This is a genomic window from Paenibacillus sp. FSL R10-2771, from assembly GCF_038000205.1.
In the GTDB taxonomy this organism is placed as follows: domain Bacteria; phylum Bacillota; class Bacilli; order Paenibacillales; family Paenibacillaceae; genus Paenibacillus_AQ; species Paenibacillus_AQ phytohabitans.
This window is the reverse complement of the sequence record NZ_JBBOBM010000001.1, coordinates 6,853,752-6,872,189: the sequence shown is the minus strand read 5'-3', so window position 1 is coordinate 6,872,189 and position 18,438 is coordinate 6,853,752. Positions and strand designations below refer to the sequence as shown.

The 18,438-nt window shown below is 53.1% G+C and carries 13 protein-coding genes; 12 read left to right on the top strand and 1 reads right to left on the bottom strand.

Annotated features, from left to right (window positions below; genetic code table 11):
• Positions 1 to 201: 201 nt before the first annotated feature.
• The 12 genes from NSU14_RS29595 (at position 202) to NSU14_RS29540 (ending at position 16,734) form a co-directional block, all read left to right on the top strand.
• Entirely contained in the window at positions 202 to 684 is a 483-nt protein-coding gene (locus tag NSU14_RS29595) for a hypothetical protein (RefSeq protein ID WP_340948186.1), read from the top strand.
• A 53-nt stretch (positions 685 to 737) separates the two neighbouring features.
• The gene (locus NSU14_RS29590) at positions 738 to 1,754 is read left to right on the top strand and encodes a LacI family DNA-binding transcriptional regulator (protein WP_076243580.1); all 1,017 of its coding nucleotides are present in this window, start codon (positions 738 to 740) and stop codon (positions 1,752 to 1,754) included.
• Positions 1,755 to 1,856: 102 nt separating this feature from the next.
• The gene (locus NSU14_RS29585; RefSeq protein WP_340948183.1) at positions 1,857 to 3,200 is read left to right on the top strand and encodes a glycoside hydrolase family 30 protein; all 1,344 of its coding nucleotides are present in this window, start codon (positions 1,857 to 1,859) and stop codon (positions 3,198 to 3,200) included.
• Between the two features lie 327 nt (positions 3,201 to 3,527).
• Positions 3,528 to 6,755, top strand: coding sequence for a cellobiose phosphorylase (locus NSU14_RS29580; protein ID WP_340948181.1), 3,228 nt, complete (start codon positions 3,528 to 3,530; stop codon positions 6,753 to 6,755).
• A gap of 880 nt (positions 6,756 to 7,635) precedes the next feature.
• The gene (locus tag NSU14_RS29575; protein ID WP_256704074.1) at positions 7,636 to 7,770 is read left to right on the top strand and encodes a hypothetical protein; all 135 of its coding nucleotides are present in this window, start codon (positions 7,636 to 7,638) and stop codon (positions 7,768 to 7,770) included.
• Between the two features lie 139 nt (positions 7,771 to 7,909).
• A complete protein-coding gene (locus NSU14_RS29570) occupies positions 7,910 to 8,899 on the top strand; it encodes an ABC transporter permease (protein ID WP_039309713.1) in 990 nt (329 codons plus the stop codon).
• An 18-nt stretch (positions 8,900 to 8,917) separates the two neighbouring features.
• Positions 8,918 to 9,808: a carbohydrate ABC transporter permease gene (locus NSU14_RS29565; RefSeq protein ID WP_042133123.1), complete on the top strand. Its 891-nt coding sequence runs from the start codon at positions 8,918 to 8,920 to the stop codon at positions 9,806 to 9,808.
• A gap of 100 nt (positions 9,809 to 9,908) precedes the next feature.
• The gene (locus tag NSU14_RS29560) at positions 9,909 to 11,606 is read left to right on the top strand and encodes an extracellular solute-binding protein (RefSeq protein WP_042133124.1); all 1,698 of its coding nucleotides are present in this window, start codon (positions 9,909 to 9,911) and stop codon (positions 11,604 to 11,606) included.
• A 99-nt stretch (positions 11,607 to 11,705) separates the two neighbouring features.
• Positions 11,706 to 13,598, top strand: coding sequence for a cache domain-containing sensor histidine kinase (locus tag NSU14_RS29555; RefSeq protein ID WP_042133126.1), 1,893 nt, complete (start codon positions 11,706 to 11,708; stop codon positions 13,596 to 13,598).
• A gap of 2 nt (positions 13,599 to 13,600) precedes the next feature.
• Positions 13,601 to 15,184: a response regulator gene (locus tag NSU14_RS29550; protein ID WP_340948180.1), complete on the top strand. Its 1,584-nt coding sequence runs from the start codon at positions 13,601 to 13,603 to the stop codon at positions 15,182 to 15,184.
• A gap of 39 nt (positions 15,185 to 15,223) precedes the next feature.
• Positions 15,224 to 16,027 (top strand): aminoglycoside N(3)-acetyltransferase, encoded by an 804-nt coding sequence (locus NSU14_RS29545; RefSeq protein WP_042133129.1) that lies wholly within the window; start codon positions 15,224 to 15,226, stop codon positions 16,025 to 16,027.
• Positions 16,028 to 16,095: 68 nt separating this feature from the next.
• The gene (locus NSU14_RS29540) at positions 16,096 to 16,734 is read left to right on the top strand and encodes a histidine phosphatase family protein (protein WP_340948178.1); all 639 of its coding nucleotides are present in this window, start codon (positions 16,096 to 16,098) and stop codon (positions 16,732 to 16,734) included.
• 431 nt (positions 16,735 to 17,165) lie between these two features.
• Here the strand turns inward: NSU14_RS29540 and NSU14_RS29535 are convergent, their stop codons facing one another.
• The gene (locus tag NSU14_RS29535; protein ID WP_042133133.1) at positions 17,166 to 18,437 is read right to left on the bottom strand and encodes an MFS transporter; all 1,272 of its coding nucleotides are present in this window, start codon (positions 18,435 to 18,437) and stop codon (positions 17,166 to 17,168) included.
• Position 18,438: the final 1 nt, after the last annotated feature.

Sequence of the window (18,438 nt, the reverse complement as noted above, 5' to 3'; positions counted from 1 at the left end):
GATTTCATTGATTTGATAATAGTATAGCGTAAAGCACAGGTATTCACACAGCATGCGCCAAAAGCCGCAAATCTCCAGGGCTGTGACATCCTTCTTCGCAGTCTTGAGGAAAAACCCGTAAACTCGCAAAGTAAGGCCGTAAATCGATGATGAGGCTTGTATAGGAATACAATAATTATGAACCAGAGAGGAGGAAGCTGAATGACCGTTAGTGAAAAAAAGCCCGGGGCCGTAAGACTGCTATTTGTGCTTCAGGCATTCTTAGGCCTTGGAGCTGTCGCCGGAGGGCTGGTCCTGCTCGCCGATCCCAGTGGTGAAATGATTGGAATGCCGGCGTCCATACTGGAAAGATCGCCCTTTGACAGTTATGCAATTCCCGGCATTCTGCTGCTGGTCATTTTTGGGCTGCTGCCGCTAATGGTGCTCTATGGTCTTTTTAAGCAGCCTGAGTGGTCTTGGGGCTATGCGCTCACTCCGTTTAAGGCGCTGCATGCAGCATGGAGCTTCTCGCTTTATATCGGCTTTGGCCAGATTATCTGGATTATGGTGCAGACGTATATGATGGATACAGTCAGTATTGTTCATGTTTTCTACATGTCTCTGGGCATGCTGGTTCAGATCGTTACGCTGCTGCCTGCGGTACAGAGATATTTTATGCTGGACGGCCGTTCTGAAAGAAGTTAGAATGACAGTGAACATAAAAGGGCTTTCATTTGGGCCGCGGGAGTGAACCGGAAGTGACTACCATATACGATATTGCCAAAAGAACCGGCTATTCACCAACCACGGTATCCAAGGCGTTCAATAACTACTCTGACGTGCGGGAGAAGACGCGGCAGGAAATACTGCGTACCGCCCAGGAAATGGGATATCTTCCTAATGCGCATGCGCGTACACTAACGACCAAGAAATCCTGGACGATCGGTGTGCTGTTTGTGGAGAACACGGGAGCGGGTATCCGCCATCCTTTCTTCAGTGCGGTTATTGAGAGCTTCAAGCAGGTTGCCGTAGCCAAGGGTTACGCCCTCATGTTTATCTCGAAGGATGTCGGCGGCAAGCAGAGCGGATATCTGGAGAACTGCCGGATTCGCGGAGTCGATGGGGTTGTAGTGTTCCTTTCCGATTATGAGGATCCTTATTTCCGGGAGCTTCTGGAGAGTGATATTCCTACAGTGGTTCTCGATTTCGAAACGGCGTTGTCGCATACGGTCTGCTCGGATAATATGACCGGTGCACTGCAGGCAGTGGAATATCTGGTATCGCTCGGACACCGCAGAATTGCCCATATTTCGGGAGGCGGGAATACGTATCCGGGACAACAGCGGGAGCTGGGGTACAGAGCGGCGATGGAGCAGCAGGGTCTTGAGGTGCCGGACGAATATGTTGCCGAGGGAGCATTCTACTCTCTGGAGAACGGTTACGGCGCAATGAAGTCTTTGCTGGAGCTGCCGGAACGGCCAACTGCCGTGTTTGCTTCAGGTGACTTGCTTGCACTGGGTGCCGTAATGGCTGCCAAGGATCAGGGCCTGTCTGTACCGGAGGATATTTCAGTCATGGGTTATGATGATATTGAGCTTGCGGGATATGTTACCCCTGCGCTGACCACCGTCCGCCAGAACACGGAGCTGCTGGGTACCCGGGCGGCGGAGCTTTTACTGGCTTCGATGAACGGGCCGCGTACAAATCAGGAGGCGCTGGTTCTGCCTGTAGAGATCATCGTCAGAGATTCCTGTGCACCGCCGGTCAAGAGATAAAAGTGCGTTCAACCGGGAATGCATTTTTTTTCAGCAAAATCGAAACCGGTTTCGATTTCTTTCGTTTTATTTCGAATTCAAATGATGAAGGAGTGAACCCACATGCCAACCGTTCAAACCGTAGTAACCGCCAAAGATACAGCAGATCGTCTGAGCTCCAGGGAAGGTATTCAGTTCAAGGCGGGAATTCCCGGTACCACAGCAGATATACTGCTGCAGCCGGAGCAGGAGTATCAAACAATCATTGGTTTTGGCGGCGCTTTCACTGAAGCGGCTGCGTATACCTTGTCCCGGATGAGTCCGGAGAAACGGGCAGAGGTCATCCGGTGTTATTTTCACCCGGTGGACGGGCTGAATTACAGTATGGGCCGCGTGCATATTCATAGCTGTGACTTCGCGCTCGGCAACTATACCTATGTACAGGATGAGGATACGGAGCTTACGACCTTTGATATCTCGCATGATCACCAGTGGGTCCTGCCGCTCATTAAGGATGCTATGGAGGTCAAAGGCGGGCCTTTCACGATGCTGGCTTCGCCTTGGAGCCCGCCGGCCTGGATGAAAACGAACGGGGAGATGAATAACGGCGGTTCGCTGAAGCCGGAATATGCTGCAGTCTGGGCGCGCTATTATACCAAATTCATCGAGGCTTACCGTAAAGAGGGCGTTCCGGTCTGGGCGGTATCGGTGCAGAATGAGCCGGCGGCAGTCCAGACTTGGGACTCCTGTGTATACACTGCTGAAGAAGAACGCGATTTCGTCAAAAACCACCTCGGCCCGGTGATGCGCGAGGCCGGAATGGAGGATGTGAACATCGTCATCTGGGATCACAACCGGGATATTATGATCGAACGCGTGACACCGATTCTATCCGATCCGGAAGCAGCGCAGTATGTATGGGGAACCGGAATCCACTGGTACGGCGGTGAGGAGTTCGACAAGGTGGAGAAGGTGCATGAGCTTTTCCCGGATAAGCATGTGCTCTTCACCGAAGGCTGCCAGGAAGGCGGCGTGCGTCTGGGGGAATGGTTCACGGGTGAGCGCTACGGCCGGAATATGATCGGCGATCTGAATGCCTGGACAGAGGGCTATCTGGACTGGAATCTGGTGCTGGATGAGACGGGCGGACCGAATCATGTGGGGAATCTCTGCGATGCTCCGGTGATTGCGGATACGGCTACGGACGAGGTTCACTATAACAGCTCGTATTATTACATCGGGCATTTCAGCAAATTCATTGCACCGGGTGCTGTGCGGATCGGGCTGCAGTCGGCTGCGGAAGGCGTGCTGTCAGCGGCGTTCCGCAATCCGGACGGCAGCATCGCTGTTGTATTGATGAACGAAGGCGAAGCAGAACGCTCCCTGACGCTTGGCCTCGGCGGCGAAATCGCTGAGTGCACATTGCCTGCACATTCCATTGCCACACATCTGATTTCGCAAGGTTAAGCCAGCTGGCAGCAGACATGAAGAAGATGAACAGAAACGAAGCGGATGGGATCGATTCAAAGGCTGATTCAGCGCGAGTTGAGACACTCTTGCTTGAGGCCGTCTATTGTACTATCTACAGCAGATGTCGCCTAAATCCGCCGCAAAAAAACGGAAATCAAATGTATGAAATACAACAGAATGATGTTCAGGGCATAATAAAGCAATTTCTAATGCAGGAAGTGCAATCATTCAGGAACTGCATAGGAAGCAGAGGCTGCCTTGAGCAAACTTGCCGCAACAGAGCAACAAAAGCATATATCAACAAACTTTTAGGAGGACTTAAGCATGAACCATTATTATTTCGATTCAGGTAAATTTGTCATAGAGCAGTTCCACGAAGGCAAACCGTTCGCCAGCTTCCTGCCCGGACTTGCCGGATTGAAGGGGATCCCGATGTGGACGTTCTACGTGAACCGGGGTCAAGGAATCAGCAGCTTCGGAGTACGGGACAAAAATTCGCCGATTATGGAGTTCTCTCCGGCCAATATTTCGTATAAGAATGTAGCCTCCACCGGATTCCGCACCTTCATCAAGCTGAAGGGTACAGCAGAAGTCTATGAGCCGTTCCAGTCGGCACGCCCTGACCCGGCGGCCAAGCGGATCATGACGATCCTGCCGAACGGACTGACCATTGAGGAGTCACATGCAGGACATGGGCTGAAGACGACGGTCCACTACTTCAACCTGCCGGGTGATGATTATGCCGCGCTGATCCGGCAGGTGGAGATCGAGAATATCAGCGGGACAGAGCTGGAGCTGGAGCTGCTCGACGGTCTTCCGGAGGTTCTTCCCTTCGGCGTAGCGAACGGGGGCTACAAAGAGATGGGCAACCTGCTGCGCAGCTGGATGGATGTGTATAACCTGGAGAACGGAATTCCGTTCTACAAGCTGCGCTCCAGCACGAATGACGATGCGGAAATGAGCCTGATTGAGAGCGGGCACTTCTATCTCTCCTCCACAGCGGAAGGAGAACAGCTGTATCCGGTCGTAGATTATGAAGTAATCTTCGGCGGCAATACTTCGCTGACGTATCCCGACCGCTTCGCGGAGCTTCCGCTGGCGGAGCTGCTTGCACAGGCCCAATACCCAACCAACAAGGTGCCGTGCGGCTTCAGCGGCGTATCCAGAACACTTGCACCGGGAACTTCGCTGAAGCTGAATACAATCATTGGGCATGTAAATGATATTGCCAGAATCAATCATCGGGCGGCTGAGCTCTGCCGGGAAGATTATTTTACCGCCAAGGCACAGGAAGCGGCCAGTTTGACCGAGGATTTAACGGCTGATATTGCTACGCATACCTCCTCGCCGCTGTTCGATGCTTATTGCCGCCAGTCTTATCTCGACAATTTTCTGCGCGGGGGCTATCCGTTTATTTTTGATAACGGCGGTGAAGGCTTTGTTGTACATCTATACTCGCGCAAGCATGGTGATATGGAACGGGATTACAACTTCTTCTCGCTGGCGCCTGAATATTATTCGCAGGGCAACGGCAATTTCCGAGATATGAACCAGAACCGGCGCAGCGATGTGTTTTTCCACCCGAAGGTGGGCAGCTTCAACATCAAGATGTTCTACAGTCTGATTCAGGCTGACGGCTACAATCCGCTTAGCGTGCAGGGTACCAGCTTTGAAATTCTGCCGGGTGAGGGAGAGAAGCTTAAAGCATGGGTTACCGGGGCGCTTGTGGAGCATCATGCCGGATTTGAGCGGCTACTGGCCGGACGCTTCACACCAGGCAGCCTGATTAACTACATTGCGGATCACAATCTTGCTTTGAACATCAGTGAGCAGGAATTCCTCAGCGGTGTGCTTGCCCTGTCGCAGCAGAACATTGAAGCCGCCTTCGGAGAAGGCTTCTGGTCCGATCACTGGACCTACAATCTTGATCTGGTGGAAGGTTATCTGGATATTTATCCGGAACGGCAGGAGGCGCTGCTGTTCGGGGACGAGACTTATACGTTCTATGACAGCCCGGCTTATGTGCTGCCGCGCAGCGAGAAATATGTAATCAGCGGCGGGCAGGTGCGGCAATTCGGAGCGCTGCTGGAGGATGAGGAGAAGCTGCACAAGCTGAAGCGCAAGGCCAGCGATACCCAGTGGCTGCGCACACAAGGCGGGCACGGGGAGATCTACCGGACCAGCCTGTTTGTGAAGATGCTGTCGCTTGCCATGAACAAATTTGCCACGCTTGATCCTTACGGGATGGGTGTAGAGATGGAAGGCAACAAGCCGGGCTGGAATGATGCTATGAACGGTCTGCCGGGACTGGTCGGCTCCGGAATGAGCGAGACCTTTGAACTCAAGCGGATGCTTGTGTTCATGCTGGAAGCGCTGGAGAGCGGCGCGGATCTTCCTTCAACAGTAGCGCTTCCGTTAGAGATGGCTTCGCTGCTTGAGCAGGTGAACCGTGCTGTAACTGAAGTGCTTGACGGTTCACTGGCCCAATTCCCGTATTGGGACCGCGTAGCTTCGGCGCGCGAGGCTTACCGGGCAGAGATCCGCTTCGGAATTACAGGCGAGACCGCCGAAATCTCCCTTGCGGTCATCCGCGAGGCACTGGGCAAATGGCTGCGTAAGGTGGATCAGGGTATTGAGCGCGCGGTAGGGATTGGCGGCGGACTGGTTCCGACCTATTTCCGCTTCGAGGCAACACGTTTCCAGCCTGTAACGGATGAAGCCGGAGAGCCGGTCATCAGCGGCTACGGGCTGCCGAAGGCTCTGGTCGAAGAGTTCGAAGCTGCTGCCCTGCCGTATTTCCTGGAAGGCCCTGCCCGCTGGCTCAAAACGCTGGACAGCAAGGGAACCGCCAAGGGAATCTACAGCAAAGTGAAACAGAGCGGGCTCTTTGATCCGGTTACATCGATGTACCGGACTTCAGTGTCGCTGGAAGAAGAATCGCATGAGATCGGCCGCATCCGTGCCTTCACACCGGGCTGGCAGGAGCGGGAGTCCAACTTCTTGCACATGTCGTACAAATATTTGCTTGAGCTGCTGAAGGCGGGGCTGTACGAAGAATTCTACAGCGAGCTGAAAACCTCGCTGATTCCGTTCCTTGACCCTGAGGTCTACGGTCGCAGTACACTGGAGAATTCCTCGTTCATCTCAACAGGCGGCAATCCCGATCCTGCAACGCATGGCAGGGGGTTTGTTGCCCGGCTGAGCGGCTCTACGGCGGAGTTCCTGAGCATGTGGAGAACGATGATGGCCGGCAGCCGGCTGTTCTCTGTGGAAGACGGCGAGTTAACCCTGCAGCTGAATCCGGCCCTTCCCGGCTGGCTGTTCGATGAGCAGGGGCATGTATCCTTCACGTTGCTGGGAAGTACGGAAGTAACGTATTATAATCCGCGTCATGCCGATACCTTCGGCGGCAGCAAGGCGGTCATTCAGAATCTGACGCTGCAATTCCGCAGCGGCGAGGAACGCCTGATTGCCGACGGCCTGCTGCGCGGCGGGGATGCCGAGGCATTGCGGCGCGGAGAGATTGCCGCCATCCGTGCGGTAATGGAATAATCAGGCGGATTTCCACCGCGAAACAGCGGGTTAAATTCAAGAAATTTGTAGACAACAGCGGCTGGAGGGCCAAATATTCTTTGGAGCCACGGCAATCCCATAATAGCAAAAATACAAGTTCAATCTATATATTCATTCAAGTTGATAAAGGTACAGGAAGGAGGCCCGGTTGGGCCTCCTTTTAATTGCCCGGGGTTAGGTGGATTAAAGGTGAATACTCTTGAATCCGCCAGTTGTCGGCGATACGGGGAATGAGGAGCAGAAGCTCTTAAGCCCTCTGATTCCGCCGGAAGTAGGCGGAATGAGCAAATTAGAGGGATAAATCCCTCTAAATCCGCCGTAAGTGGGCGGAATGAGCAAATCAGAGGGATAAATCCCTCTGATTCCGCCGGAAGTAGGCGGAATGAGCAAATCAAAGGGATAAATCCCTCTAAATCCGCCGGAAGCAGGCGGAATGAGCAAATTAGAGGGATAAATCCCTCTAAATCCCCCGGAAGTAGGCGGAATGAGCAAATTAAAGGGATAAATCCCTCTAAATCCCCCGGAAGTAGGCGGAATGAGCAAATTAAAGGGATAAATCCCTCTAAATCCGCCGGAAACAGGCGGAATGAGCAAATTAAAGGGATAAATCCCTCTAAACCCGCCAGAAGTAGGCGGAATGAGCAAATTAAAGGGATAAATCCCTCTAAATCCCCCGGAAGTAGGCGATAGGGTGAAATGAGGAGCAGAAGTGCCCCTGAATCCGCCAGAAGTAGGCGATAGGGTGAAATGAGGAGCAGAAGTGCCCCTGAATCCGCCGGAAGTGGGCGATAGGGAGGAATGAGGAGCAGAAGTGCCCCTCATTCCTCTAAAAGTAGGCAAAACCAGCAGCCCCGAGGGATTGGCAGCTTTGAATTTGTCCCAAACGGGCAGAGTAGCACTCACCCATGCAAGCGCGGAAGGGGTTTCGATCGGGAAGAGACAATGGCTGCCGGAAGTTCAGGGCTTCCGGCAGCCGATCTCCGATGGCGGTTGAGTTTTTGAGCCAAGCCGAAAAATGAGCCCCCAAATACGAAATCTGGGACCTTACGCCCAAATACTAAAACGCATACAATAAATACATAGAGATGAAAACGCTTCACACATTAAAGTTGGGGATTTTGGAGGTCCATACGATGGAGAACAAACAAAGCACCAAACCAAATCCGGTAATGGGGCCGCTCATTCCGGCGTCAATCGAAACCGGTTCAGTTCGCAAAAATACGCTCTGGAGGAAATTTGTAGCCCAGCGTCATCTGCAGACCATGGCACTGCTTGGTGTAGTGTGGATGATCATATTCAACTACATCCCGATCTACGGCTTGATTATTTCTTTCAAGGAATATAATATCGTCAAGTCGATCGCCGAAGCCCCTTGGGTGGGCCTGGAGCATTTCAGGGAACTGTTCGCAGATGAGGATCTGCCGAATGTTATCCGCAATACTCTCGGGATCAGCTTGATCAAGCTGCTTATCGGGTTCCCGCTGCCGATCATATTCGCCCTGTTCCTCAATGAGGTCCGTTCCATCAGATTCAAGAAGACAATTCAGACGATCTCCTATCTGCCGCATTTCCTCTCCTGGGTTGTGCTTGGCGGCATTCTGGCCACCTGGCTCGCGGATATAGGGATTATCAATAATATTCTGCTTGCACTCAATCTGATTGACAAACCGATCACTTACCTGGCTGAACCGAGTTACTTCTGGACGATAATCATCACCTCCGACATTTGGAAGGAGCTTGGCTGGTCAGCGATTATCTACCTCGCGGCGATTGCCGGCGTGTCTCCGGAAATGTATGAAGCAGCAACGATTGACGGCGCAGGACGTTTCCAGAAAATGTGGTTTGTTACTCTGCCGGCTATCCGGGCCACGATCAGCATCCTGTTCGTTCTGGCAGTCAGCGGTGTACTGAACTCGAACTTCGACCAGATTCTGGTGCTGCGGAATTCGCTTAACGACAGCACTTCCAATGTAATTGATTACTATATCTATCAGACAGGTATTGTCTCCAACCGCTTCTCCTATTCTGCGGCGGTCACCCTGGTCAAAGCGGTCATTGCACTGATTCTGCTGCTGATTGCCAATCAGGTATCCAAAAAAATCAACGACACGTCGCTGTTCTAGGACAAGGAGGACCTATATATGTTTGCTCTTAAACGTAAAACCAAAGGCGAAGCAATTTTCGATATCGTCAATAATCTGGTTATGCTCTGCGTCTGCTTCCTGACGCTGTATCCGATCTGGTATGTGCTCGTCAACGCTTTCAATGACGGTAATGACGCCATGCTGGGCGGGATTTACTGGTGGCCGCGGATGTTCACACTGAAGAACTTCGATGCAGTATTTGCAAGTCCGGGGATTATGCTGGCGATGGGGGTTACCGTACTCAAGACAGTCCTTGGTGTGGCTCTGCATGTATTCTTTACAGCGATGGTAGCTTATGCCTTGTCCCGCAAGGATCTGGTTGGCGGCAAGCTCTACATTCTGATCGGCACCATTACATTATTCTTTAACGGCGGCCTGATCCCAACCTTCCTGCTGATGCGTGATCTGCATTTACTCGATAACTTCATGGTCTTTATCATTCCTGTCATGTTCAGCTTCTTCGATCTTATTATCTTCATGACCTTCTTCCGGGAGATCCCCGAGGGTCTGGAAGAAGCAGCGCGGATTGACGGAGCCAATGACTGGTCCATCTTACTGCGGATCGTGCTTCCGGTCTCCATGCCGGTTATTGCCACCATCGCGCTGTTCCACGGCGTGTATCAATGGAATGATTATTTTGCCGGCATCATCTATGTGAACAATGTGGACCTGCAGCCGATTCAGACCTATCTGTTCCGGGTTGTGGCCCAGTCCAGCTCGAATACGATGATGGTTGCTGTCCAGGGCAGCGCGGCCACAAGATCGGTAACCTCCCAGTCCATCAAGCTGGCAACCATGGTTGTCACAACGCTGCCAATCGTGTTCGTCTATCCGTTCCTGCAGCGCTATTTCGTTAAAGGCATGATGATCGGCTCCATCAAAGGCTGAGCATCTGCGAACCACAAGGTAACTCCTCCGGAGCCCATTGTCTTGCGGGCAGCGGGGTTGAGCTTATAATTACTATTTTCTAGAAAAGGGGTAAACAAGCATGGGCATGAAACATAAGCCAAAGAAAATGGTCCTGCTGCTCTTGGGACTAATGCTGACATTCTCTGCAGCGGGTTGTTCAAGCAATAATAATGCCGCAAACGGAAATACAGCAACGGAGAAGCCGGCTGAAGCTACAGAGGCACCGGCAACCAATGCAACAGAAACGACAGCTCCGGCAGCAACAGGCGATGAGCCAGGCTGGATGAGCGACACTTCACCAATCACCTTCGACTGGTATCTGAACTTTGCCTGGTTTGCCAACAAATGGGGCGTAGATCCAACTTCGCAATATGTTTCGAAGAAGACCGGCGTTAATGTTAACTTTATCGTGCCTGCAGGGAATGAGAATGAGAAGCTGAACACGCTGATTGCTTCCGGCAAGCTGCCTGACTTCATCACCCTCGGCTACTGGGAAGATGCCATCAAAAAAATGGTAGAAGGCGAATTGGTGCTTCCGCTGAACAAGCTGGCTGATGAATACGACCCGTACTTCTACAAAGTTTCCGATAAAGATAAGCTTGGCTGGTACACTCAGCCGGACGGCAATGTATACGGCTATCCTAACTCCTCCTCTTCTCCAGCCGACTATGAAAAATATGGCGATACCTATGTATCGAACCAGACGTTCGCAGTCCGCAAGGATATTTATGAAGCCATCGGCAGTCCGGATATGCGTACCCCTGAAGGCTTCCTCGCTGCGCTGAAGACTGCACAGGAGAAATTCCCTGAAGTCAACGGCCAGCCGCTGATTCCGCTGGGTCTGCATGAGTTCACTGAGAACGGCAACGACTCGCTGGAAGGCTACATTCAGAACTTCCTGGCGATTCCTTGGGAAAAAGACGGCAAGGTATATGACCGTGAAACCGATCCTGAATATGTACGCTGGATGAAAACACTCCGCCAGGCTAACCAGGACGGATTGCTGGCAAAAGATATCTTCATTGACAAACGGGCACAAATGGAAGAAAAAATCGTACAGGGACGCTACTTCGCAATGCTGTATCAACGTACAGACTTTGCTTCCCAGCAAGGAACTATTTTCCAGAAGAATCCTGAGATGGTCTACATTGCTGTAGATGGACCAGCCAACACCAAACTGGATCAGCCTACACTGAATGGCCCTGGGATCTCCGGCTGGACCGTTACCCTGATCTCGAAGGATGTTAAGGATAAAGCACGCGCAATTAAATTCCTCAGCTACCTGAACAGTGAAGAAGGCCAAAAGGATCTTTTCCTGGGCGAAAAAGGGGTCAGCTATGATACAATTGAGGGCAAGGATCAATTCCTCCCTGAAGCCCTTAAGCTGATGAATTCGGACCGTGCAGCATTTGATAAGCAATACGGCTCTTCGTTCACCTTCTGGATGATGCAAAATACGAATATTACTGACCAATGGGCACCAAAATCCGTTGAGCCGTTCAAACAACTGGAAGACTGGACCCGCGGGAAATCTATTAATACTTCGGAATTCCAGCTGATTGATCCTAGCGGTAACTCGCCGGAGGGCATCATCGCGACCAAGCTGAAACAGCTGCGCGGCAAAACCATGCCGAAGCTACTGATGGCTGAATCCGATGCGGAATTCGATAAGATCTGGTCTGAATATCTCACCAAAAAAGAGAAGGAAGGTCAAGCGACCTTCGATGCATACCGCCAGACTAAATATGAAGAGAACAAGAAAAAACTCGGAATGTAGTCTCCAATATAAGACCCAATTGCCCGCTAACCGCGGGCTTTTGGGTTATTTTCTAGTAACGGGATCTACAAGGCTCCAGCTATTAACGGAGAGGTGAATATGCGCAAACGAACAGGAGCATTATGGAATTCCTTCCGTTATTGGCTCGGACGGAGATCACTGCAAAGCCGGCTGGTTGTGGCTTATATCTTTATTATTCTGGGACCCAGTCTGCTGGTGTCCTTCTATTCGTACAAGGCCATTAACAATACGTATATGCAGGATGCGATCGAGAAAAACGACTATCTGCTGCAGATGGAGAAGCTGCATGTACTCAATCAGATTGAGGCGATGGAGCGGGCGCTCCAGATGGCGTATAGTGATAAAATCACCCGGGAGTATCTGATCAGCGAAAGTGATCCTACACTCGGAGAGCTGATTGATTACAACACAACCAGCTTCATGAACCTCAGCCAGATCCAGTTCAATAATCCGAATATTGAGCATTTGTACCTGTATTCCAGCAGCAAAAATGTATATGAGATGTGGCCGGTTATTTTCCGTGAGTCCCGGGTCTCCATGGAGCCCTGGTTTCAGAAGGCATTGGAGCTGGAAGGATTGCGGAATCTGTGGTCCTTTCAGAACTCGGATATCGACCTGATGAAGCGCTTCTCGGGGGAAACAGAGCAGGGGCAACCGAAGGTATCGGTGCTGCGGGAGATCAGCATTCCGGCGGGCAATCACATCGGGATGGTTCAGGTAGATATGCTGCTGAGTAAATTCACACCCAAGACGTATACCTCCGTGCAGGATAATGAATCCCAGATGATTCTTGCGGATGATGAGCTGAACCTGTTCACCCGGACAGACAACTCTTTTCTGGAGAATAATAAGGGGCTGACTGCGGCAATCAAAGACCGGCTGGCAGAGTTCGGAAAGACCGGTAAATGGGTGATGGATTATAAGGAGAACGGGAATTCCTTCATGCTGATTCAGGCGCCGCTGGAGCAGATCAATGCTTCTCTGGTCACTGTGGTCTCGATGAAAGGTGTGATGATGGATATTTCGCGTACCCGTAATCTGATTATTGGGGTCAATATCGGCTTCATCTTCCTGGTCACTGCCATTGCTTACGTGCTGAATGCATTCATCCTGAAGAATCTCCGCCGGCTGACCGAAACGATGAAGAGAGTCCGCCGGGGAGAGCCGTATGGAAGTATCCGCGTCAGCGGAGGCGGCGAGGTCGGCGAGCTTGCCCATCACTTCTCCAAGCTGATGAACACAATTAATACGCTGGTGGCTCAGGCTGTCCATAAACAGGCGCTGTCGAAGGAAGCTGAGCTGCGGACGCTGCATAATCAGATCGATGCCCACTTCCTCTACAATACACTGGAGAATATCAAAATGCTGGCGGAGATTGAGAATCAGCGGACGATCTCGGATGCGCTTACCCGGCTTGGCGGCATGATGCGCTATAATTTCAAATGGACGGGTGAATACGTGAAGCTGAAAGACGAGATCCGCCATATCCAGAACTATATAGAGGTTATGAATATAAGATTCGAGCATACCATTAGGCTGGAGCTTAATATTGACAGCGCTTATCTGGAAGTGGAGGTGCTCAAAATGTCGCTGCAGCCGATTGTTGAGAACAGTGTAAAGCATGCGTGGAATGCGGACGGGATAGAGCTCACGGACCGTGTTGTGCGGATCGATATTACGGAGGCCGAGGGGGATATCTTCATCTCGCTGCGCGATAATGGCCTCGGGCTGACGCCGCAGCAGCTGACCCAGCTGCATGAGGCGATTTATGCCAAGGAGGAACCGGGGGCTGACCCTTCGGGAACCAGCAGCGGCGGGTATAAGTCGGGAGGCGTCGGACTGCGCAATGTGCATCAGCGTCTGCAGCTGTTCTATGGTGAAGCCTACGGGCTGGAAGTGCAGAGTGAAGCAGGGAAATGGACAACTGTGTTCATGTCACTGCCCAAAGTTCTATTGACGGGGGATAACTAGCTATGACCAATCTGCTGATCGTGGATGATGAAAAAATGATCCGTCAAGGTCTGAAGGCGATGATCGAACGGGAATATCCGTCTGTCTACAGCATCACGATGGCGGGCAACGGTGCGGAAGCGCTGGAGCTGTACAAGCAGGAGCGGAAGGATGTCATTATTACGGATATCCGGATGCCGATTATGGACGGGATCACGCTGCTGGAACGTTTGTCGGTGGAAGCAGGCAAGGAGGAGCCGCCTGCTGTCATTATTTTAAGCGGCCATGATGATTTCGAATATGCCAAAAGCGCGATCCGCTACCGCGTGAAGGATTATCTGCTGAAGCCGATCCGCCGCGAAGAGCTGTTCGAGATTCTCGAACGGATTGACAAGGAGGGAATGGACCGCCAGTCGAGCAGCCTGCGGCAGAAGCAGGAGGCGGAAGGCTACCGCCGCGAGCTGCGGATTGCCCGCCTGCGGGGGCTTTTGATGCAGCGGGAGGTAGAAGCATCGGCGGCACAGATGGAGGAGCTGTCGACGCTGCAGATTCCTTTTACAGTAGGCGTGGTCAATTATTATCACCGGGACGGCGCGCGGATGAATCACGGAGAGGTCCAGGGCGTGCTGGAGCGGCTGATCGGACCGCTGGAACATAAATTCACGGAAATTCTGACCGATTGGGACGGGAAGCTTGTACTTGTGGGGAATATGGAGAGCTTCCTGGAGCTGTCCGGTAAGGCTGAGGCCAAAGAACTTAAGCGGCTGCTCATCGGCATCAGCAGTGAGAGCCGGAGTCCGGAGCAGTTCCGTGCCTGTTACATGGAGGCGTACCGGGCGCTGCAGTATACTTTTTTGTCCCCGCAGGCCAGTTTTGTCGACTATAAGGATATCCGCGCCGGCCGCCTGAGCTTCCCTTCTCCGGAGGAGGAGCTGCGCAAGCTGCTTAATATGCTGGGAACCGAGCGGGAGAAGGAGATTAAGACGCTGCTTGGTGTTATTTTTCAGACGGATCATTTGCTGCATCTGGATTTGGATTACCTGGAGAATGTAGGGCGGAGTATTAATGAACGGGTGCTGGATGAAGTGTTCCGTGTGCATGGAGAGGCTTCGGTGGAAGTGCTGAAGCTGTACCGAGCGGTCGGCAACTTGTATAATTTCAGCAATTTCCATGACTATTACCGGGCACTGGAGCATTTGCTCCTTAGTGTGAACGATTATATTATAGGTATAAGATCTGCGCATACCGAGCATGCGGATATGGAAGAAGCGCTGGCGTATATCGAAGCGAATTATGCGCGTCCGCTGAATATGGCTATGGTCAGCAATTATGTCTCGCTCAATTATTCATATTTCAGTGAAGCCTTCAAGGCGTACACCGGGGAGAGCTTTGTGCTGTATCTCAAAAAAGTCCGCATCCGCCACGCCAAGGAGCTGCTGGCTGATCATTCCGTCAAGCTGGCTGGGGTCTCTGAGGCTGTAGGTTTTGAGAACAGCAAGCAATTCGCGCGTGTCTTTAAGGAGCTCGAGGGTATCTCTCCCGGTGAATACCGGGCGAAGCAGCTGATGGAGCGTTATTCGGGGCAGACGGAGGATAAGGAATTTTAAGATATGAACAACGGATGGCTAGAGGCTGGAGGCAATGGAATGGAAGAAGTACAAGGAACACTGATTACCGTAGATACACTTGCCGCCGACTTCCGTAAGCTGGGCGTGCATGAAGGAATGACCCTGCTGCTGCATTCTTCCTTTAAATCACTGGGACAATGGGTGGCTGGTGGTCCGGTTGCCGTTATCCTGGCGCTGGAGAAGGTACTGGGTGAAGAAGGGACGCTCGTTATGCCTACGCAATCCTCGGATCTGACCGATCCGTCAGGCTGGAGCAAACCGCCGGTGCCGGAGGCCTGGTGGCCCGGCATCCGGGAGCATATGCCTGCATATGACCCGGACTTGACTCCGCTTAGAGGGATGGGCGTGATTCCCGACTGCTTCCGCAAGCAGCAGGGCGTCCGGCGCAGCAGTCATCCGATCGATTCTTTTGCCGCCTGGGGGAAGCACCGGGATGTCATTATCGACGGGCATAGCCTGGAGTACGCCTTCGGTGAGCAGTCTCCGCTGGCCCGGATCTATGAGCTGGGAGGAAGCGTGCTGCTGCTTGGCGTAGACAATCTTAATAATACCTCACTGCATCTGGCGGAATACCGGGCAGACTATGCCGGGAAACAGGAAGTCATGGCTGCAGCGCCGATGATGGTGGACGGAGTCAGACGATGGATGGAATTCAGTGATTACAACTGGAACTCGGATGATTTCACGGAGCTGGGCGTGGATTTTGGCCGGGAGACCGGGCTTATTGCCAGCGGTTTGGTGGCCGCATCGGCGGCACAGCTGATTCCGCAGCGGGAGATTGTGGATTACGCGGTGAAGTGGCTGGAACGCAAGCGCACATAAGAGGTGCGGAGGCGTAATTGATTATGGATAGAGCAAGAGAGCTATCGGCTTGAGGGGAGCAAAGTTTCATGACTACAACAACGGTGTACATTACCCGGCACGGGCAGACCGAATGGAATGTGCAGAAGCGGATGCAGGGCCATCAGGATTCAGAGCTTACACCGCTGGGCGTCCAGCAGGCAGAATGGCTAAGCCGGAGCATGCAGCAAGTGGAGCTGGACGCGGTGTACGCGAGCTCTAGTCCCCGGGCGCTGCGGACGGCGGAGATTATCATGGGAGAGCGGGACTTGCCGCTTACGGCCTGCGATGAATTCAAGGAGATCGGCATGGGAGTCTGGGAAGGCCGTGATTCCGCAGAGCTGCAGCTTCAGTATCCGGAGCAGCATCAGTTCTTCTGGAGCGACCCGGAGCAGTTCAGTGTAGAGGGCAGTGAGACCTTTGCAGCGGTGCAGGAGCGTGCGCTGGGCAAGCTGCGGGAGATCGCAGACCTCCACGCAGGCGGCTCGGTGCTCATTGTGACGCATACGGTTGTGATTAAGGTGCTTATGGCTTATTTCGAGAGCAGAGCCATGAACAAGCTCTGGGATCTGCCCTACATCTATCCTACCTGTCTGTGCAGAATCGATATCACGGACGGTGTGCCCGAGATTGTGCTTCACGGCGATACCAGTCATTATGAGACCACTGAGGGCGGGATGGAATCCTGATTCTGCAGCACGGACTTCTTAAGAATAACAGGGCGATGTGCATGACGGCATCGCCCTGTTTGACGTGTTGCGCCGGCCGCTTCCTGCGGCTTCGCAGGTGAAGCAGCAGCTGCTTGCGCTGCGCTGCCCGTAGCTCCGTCCAGACTGATGAATTGCTGTGCAAATTACAACAATTTACTTCTGGTGAGCAGCGAATCCGCAATAATCTTGCAGAAAGTGCAACAACCTAGCTCTGACGAGCACCAAACCGGCAAAAATCCTGCAAAAAGTACAACAATGCGCCCCGGAAGGCCCCTTCTGTGCGAAAATTCTGCAGAAAGTACAACATTTTACTTCTATCCAGCAAAAATTGTAATGCCCGCCGGAAGTCCAGACATTTCACGGAGTTTCGAGCGTGGCCTAGCCCAAAATTATAGAAAACAGAGTTCAGTCTATACAGGTATATTACCCGTTAGGGTGACTTCACTCTTCGGACGCGTGCTCTGTTCCAGCACGGATAAGTCCCCGTCCAGCGCCTTCAGTCCCGGCAAGCGCAGCGCCACTCCAGCATACAGGGCAGGAAGAATTCCTGCGGCCAGCAAAAGAGCAGGCACCCCATAGAGCTCAGCGACCGCTCCTCCTGCCAGGGCGCCGAGCGGTGACAGGCTCCCGCCAATCAGGAACCGGACCGAGTTGACCCGCCCCTGCAGGTGGCCGGGAACCAGCCGTCCATGCAGGGAGGAGCTTAAGGAACCGAAGAAAGGTCCCAGCAGTCCGGCGGCGAATACCGCAAATAGGGCAAAGAAATAGCTGGGGATGAACCCCCACACCATAGTGACGATACCCGATAAGCCCAGGCTGCCGAGCATCACGATGCGCCGCTTCGTGATCTCGCCCATCAGGGAGATCACGCCCAGCCCGGCTAAGTATCCGAGCGCAGAGGCCGTAGACAGCGAGCCTACCGCTGCTGCATCCCGGTGCAGCACCTCGCGGACATAAGGGACCATCATGGTCCATACGGCAATGGAGCTCAGATTGCTGACGGCGGCCATCATCATAATCGTCAGCATGGCGGGGAACTGCCGGTAGAACGAGAAGCCTTCGGCTACCTCCCGCAGATAGAGGGCTGTCGAGAAGCTGCCGGCAGGGGCTGCTGCCGGCTTACCCATGCGGGGCAGCAGTAGCAGAGTGGCTATCGCTGCCGTATAACAAACGGCATTGATGCCGAGCGCCGGCAAGGCCCCGCTGGCTGCAGTCAACACGCCAGCGAGGGCCGGGCCGAGAAGTGCGGCGGCACCCTTGCAGCCGTCGATGATGGCGAAGGCGCGCATCAGCTTGCTGGTGCTTGCGATGCCGGGAATCACGGCCATTGCGGTTGGCATGAACAAGGCGGAGCAGGCTCCGCTGAGACTGGCGGCAGCGAACAAATGCCACAGCTGCAGGTGGCCGGCCAGCCCCATGCCCAGCGGCAGCAGGAGGGCCAGCAGACGCAGCGACGCGAGGCAGGCCATGAACCGGACGCGGGGCAGCCGGTCGGACAAGGGTGAGCCGAGCAGGCGGAGCGCCTGTTCCGGAATCATGGAGCTGAGGGCAAGTGCACCCATAGCCAGCTTGGAGCCAGTCAGCTCATAGACAAGCCATTCCATTGCCAGCAGTCCAAAGGCATCGCCGAAGGCACTCAAGGAAATTGTGGATAATAACCCGTAATAGCTGCGTTTCTGCATA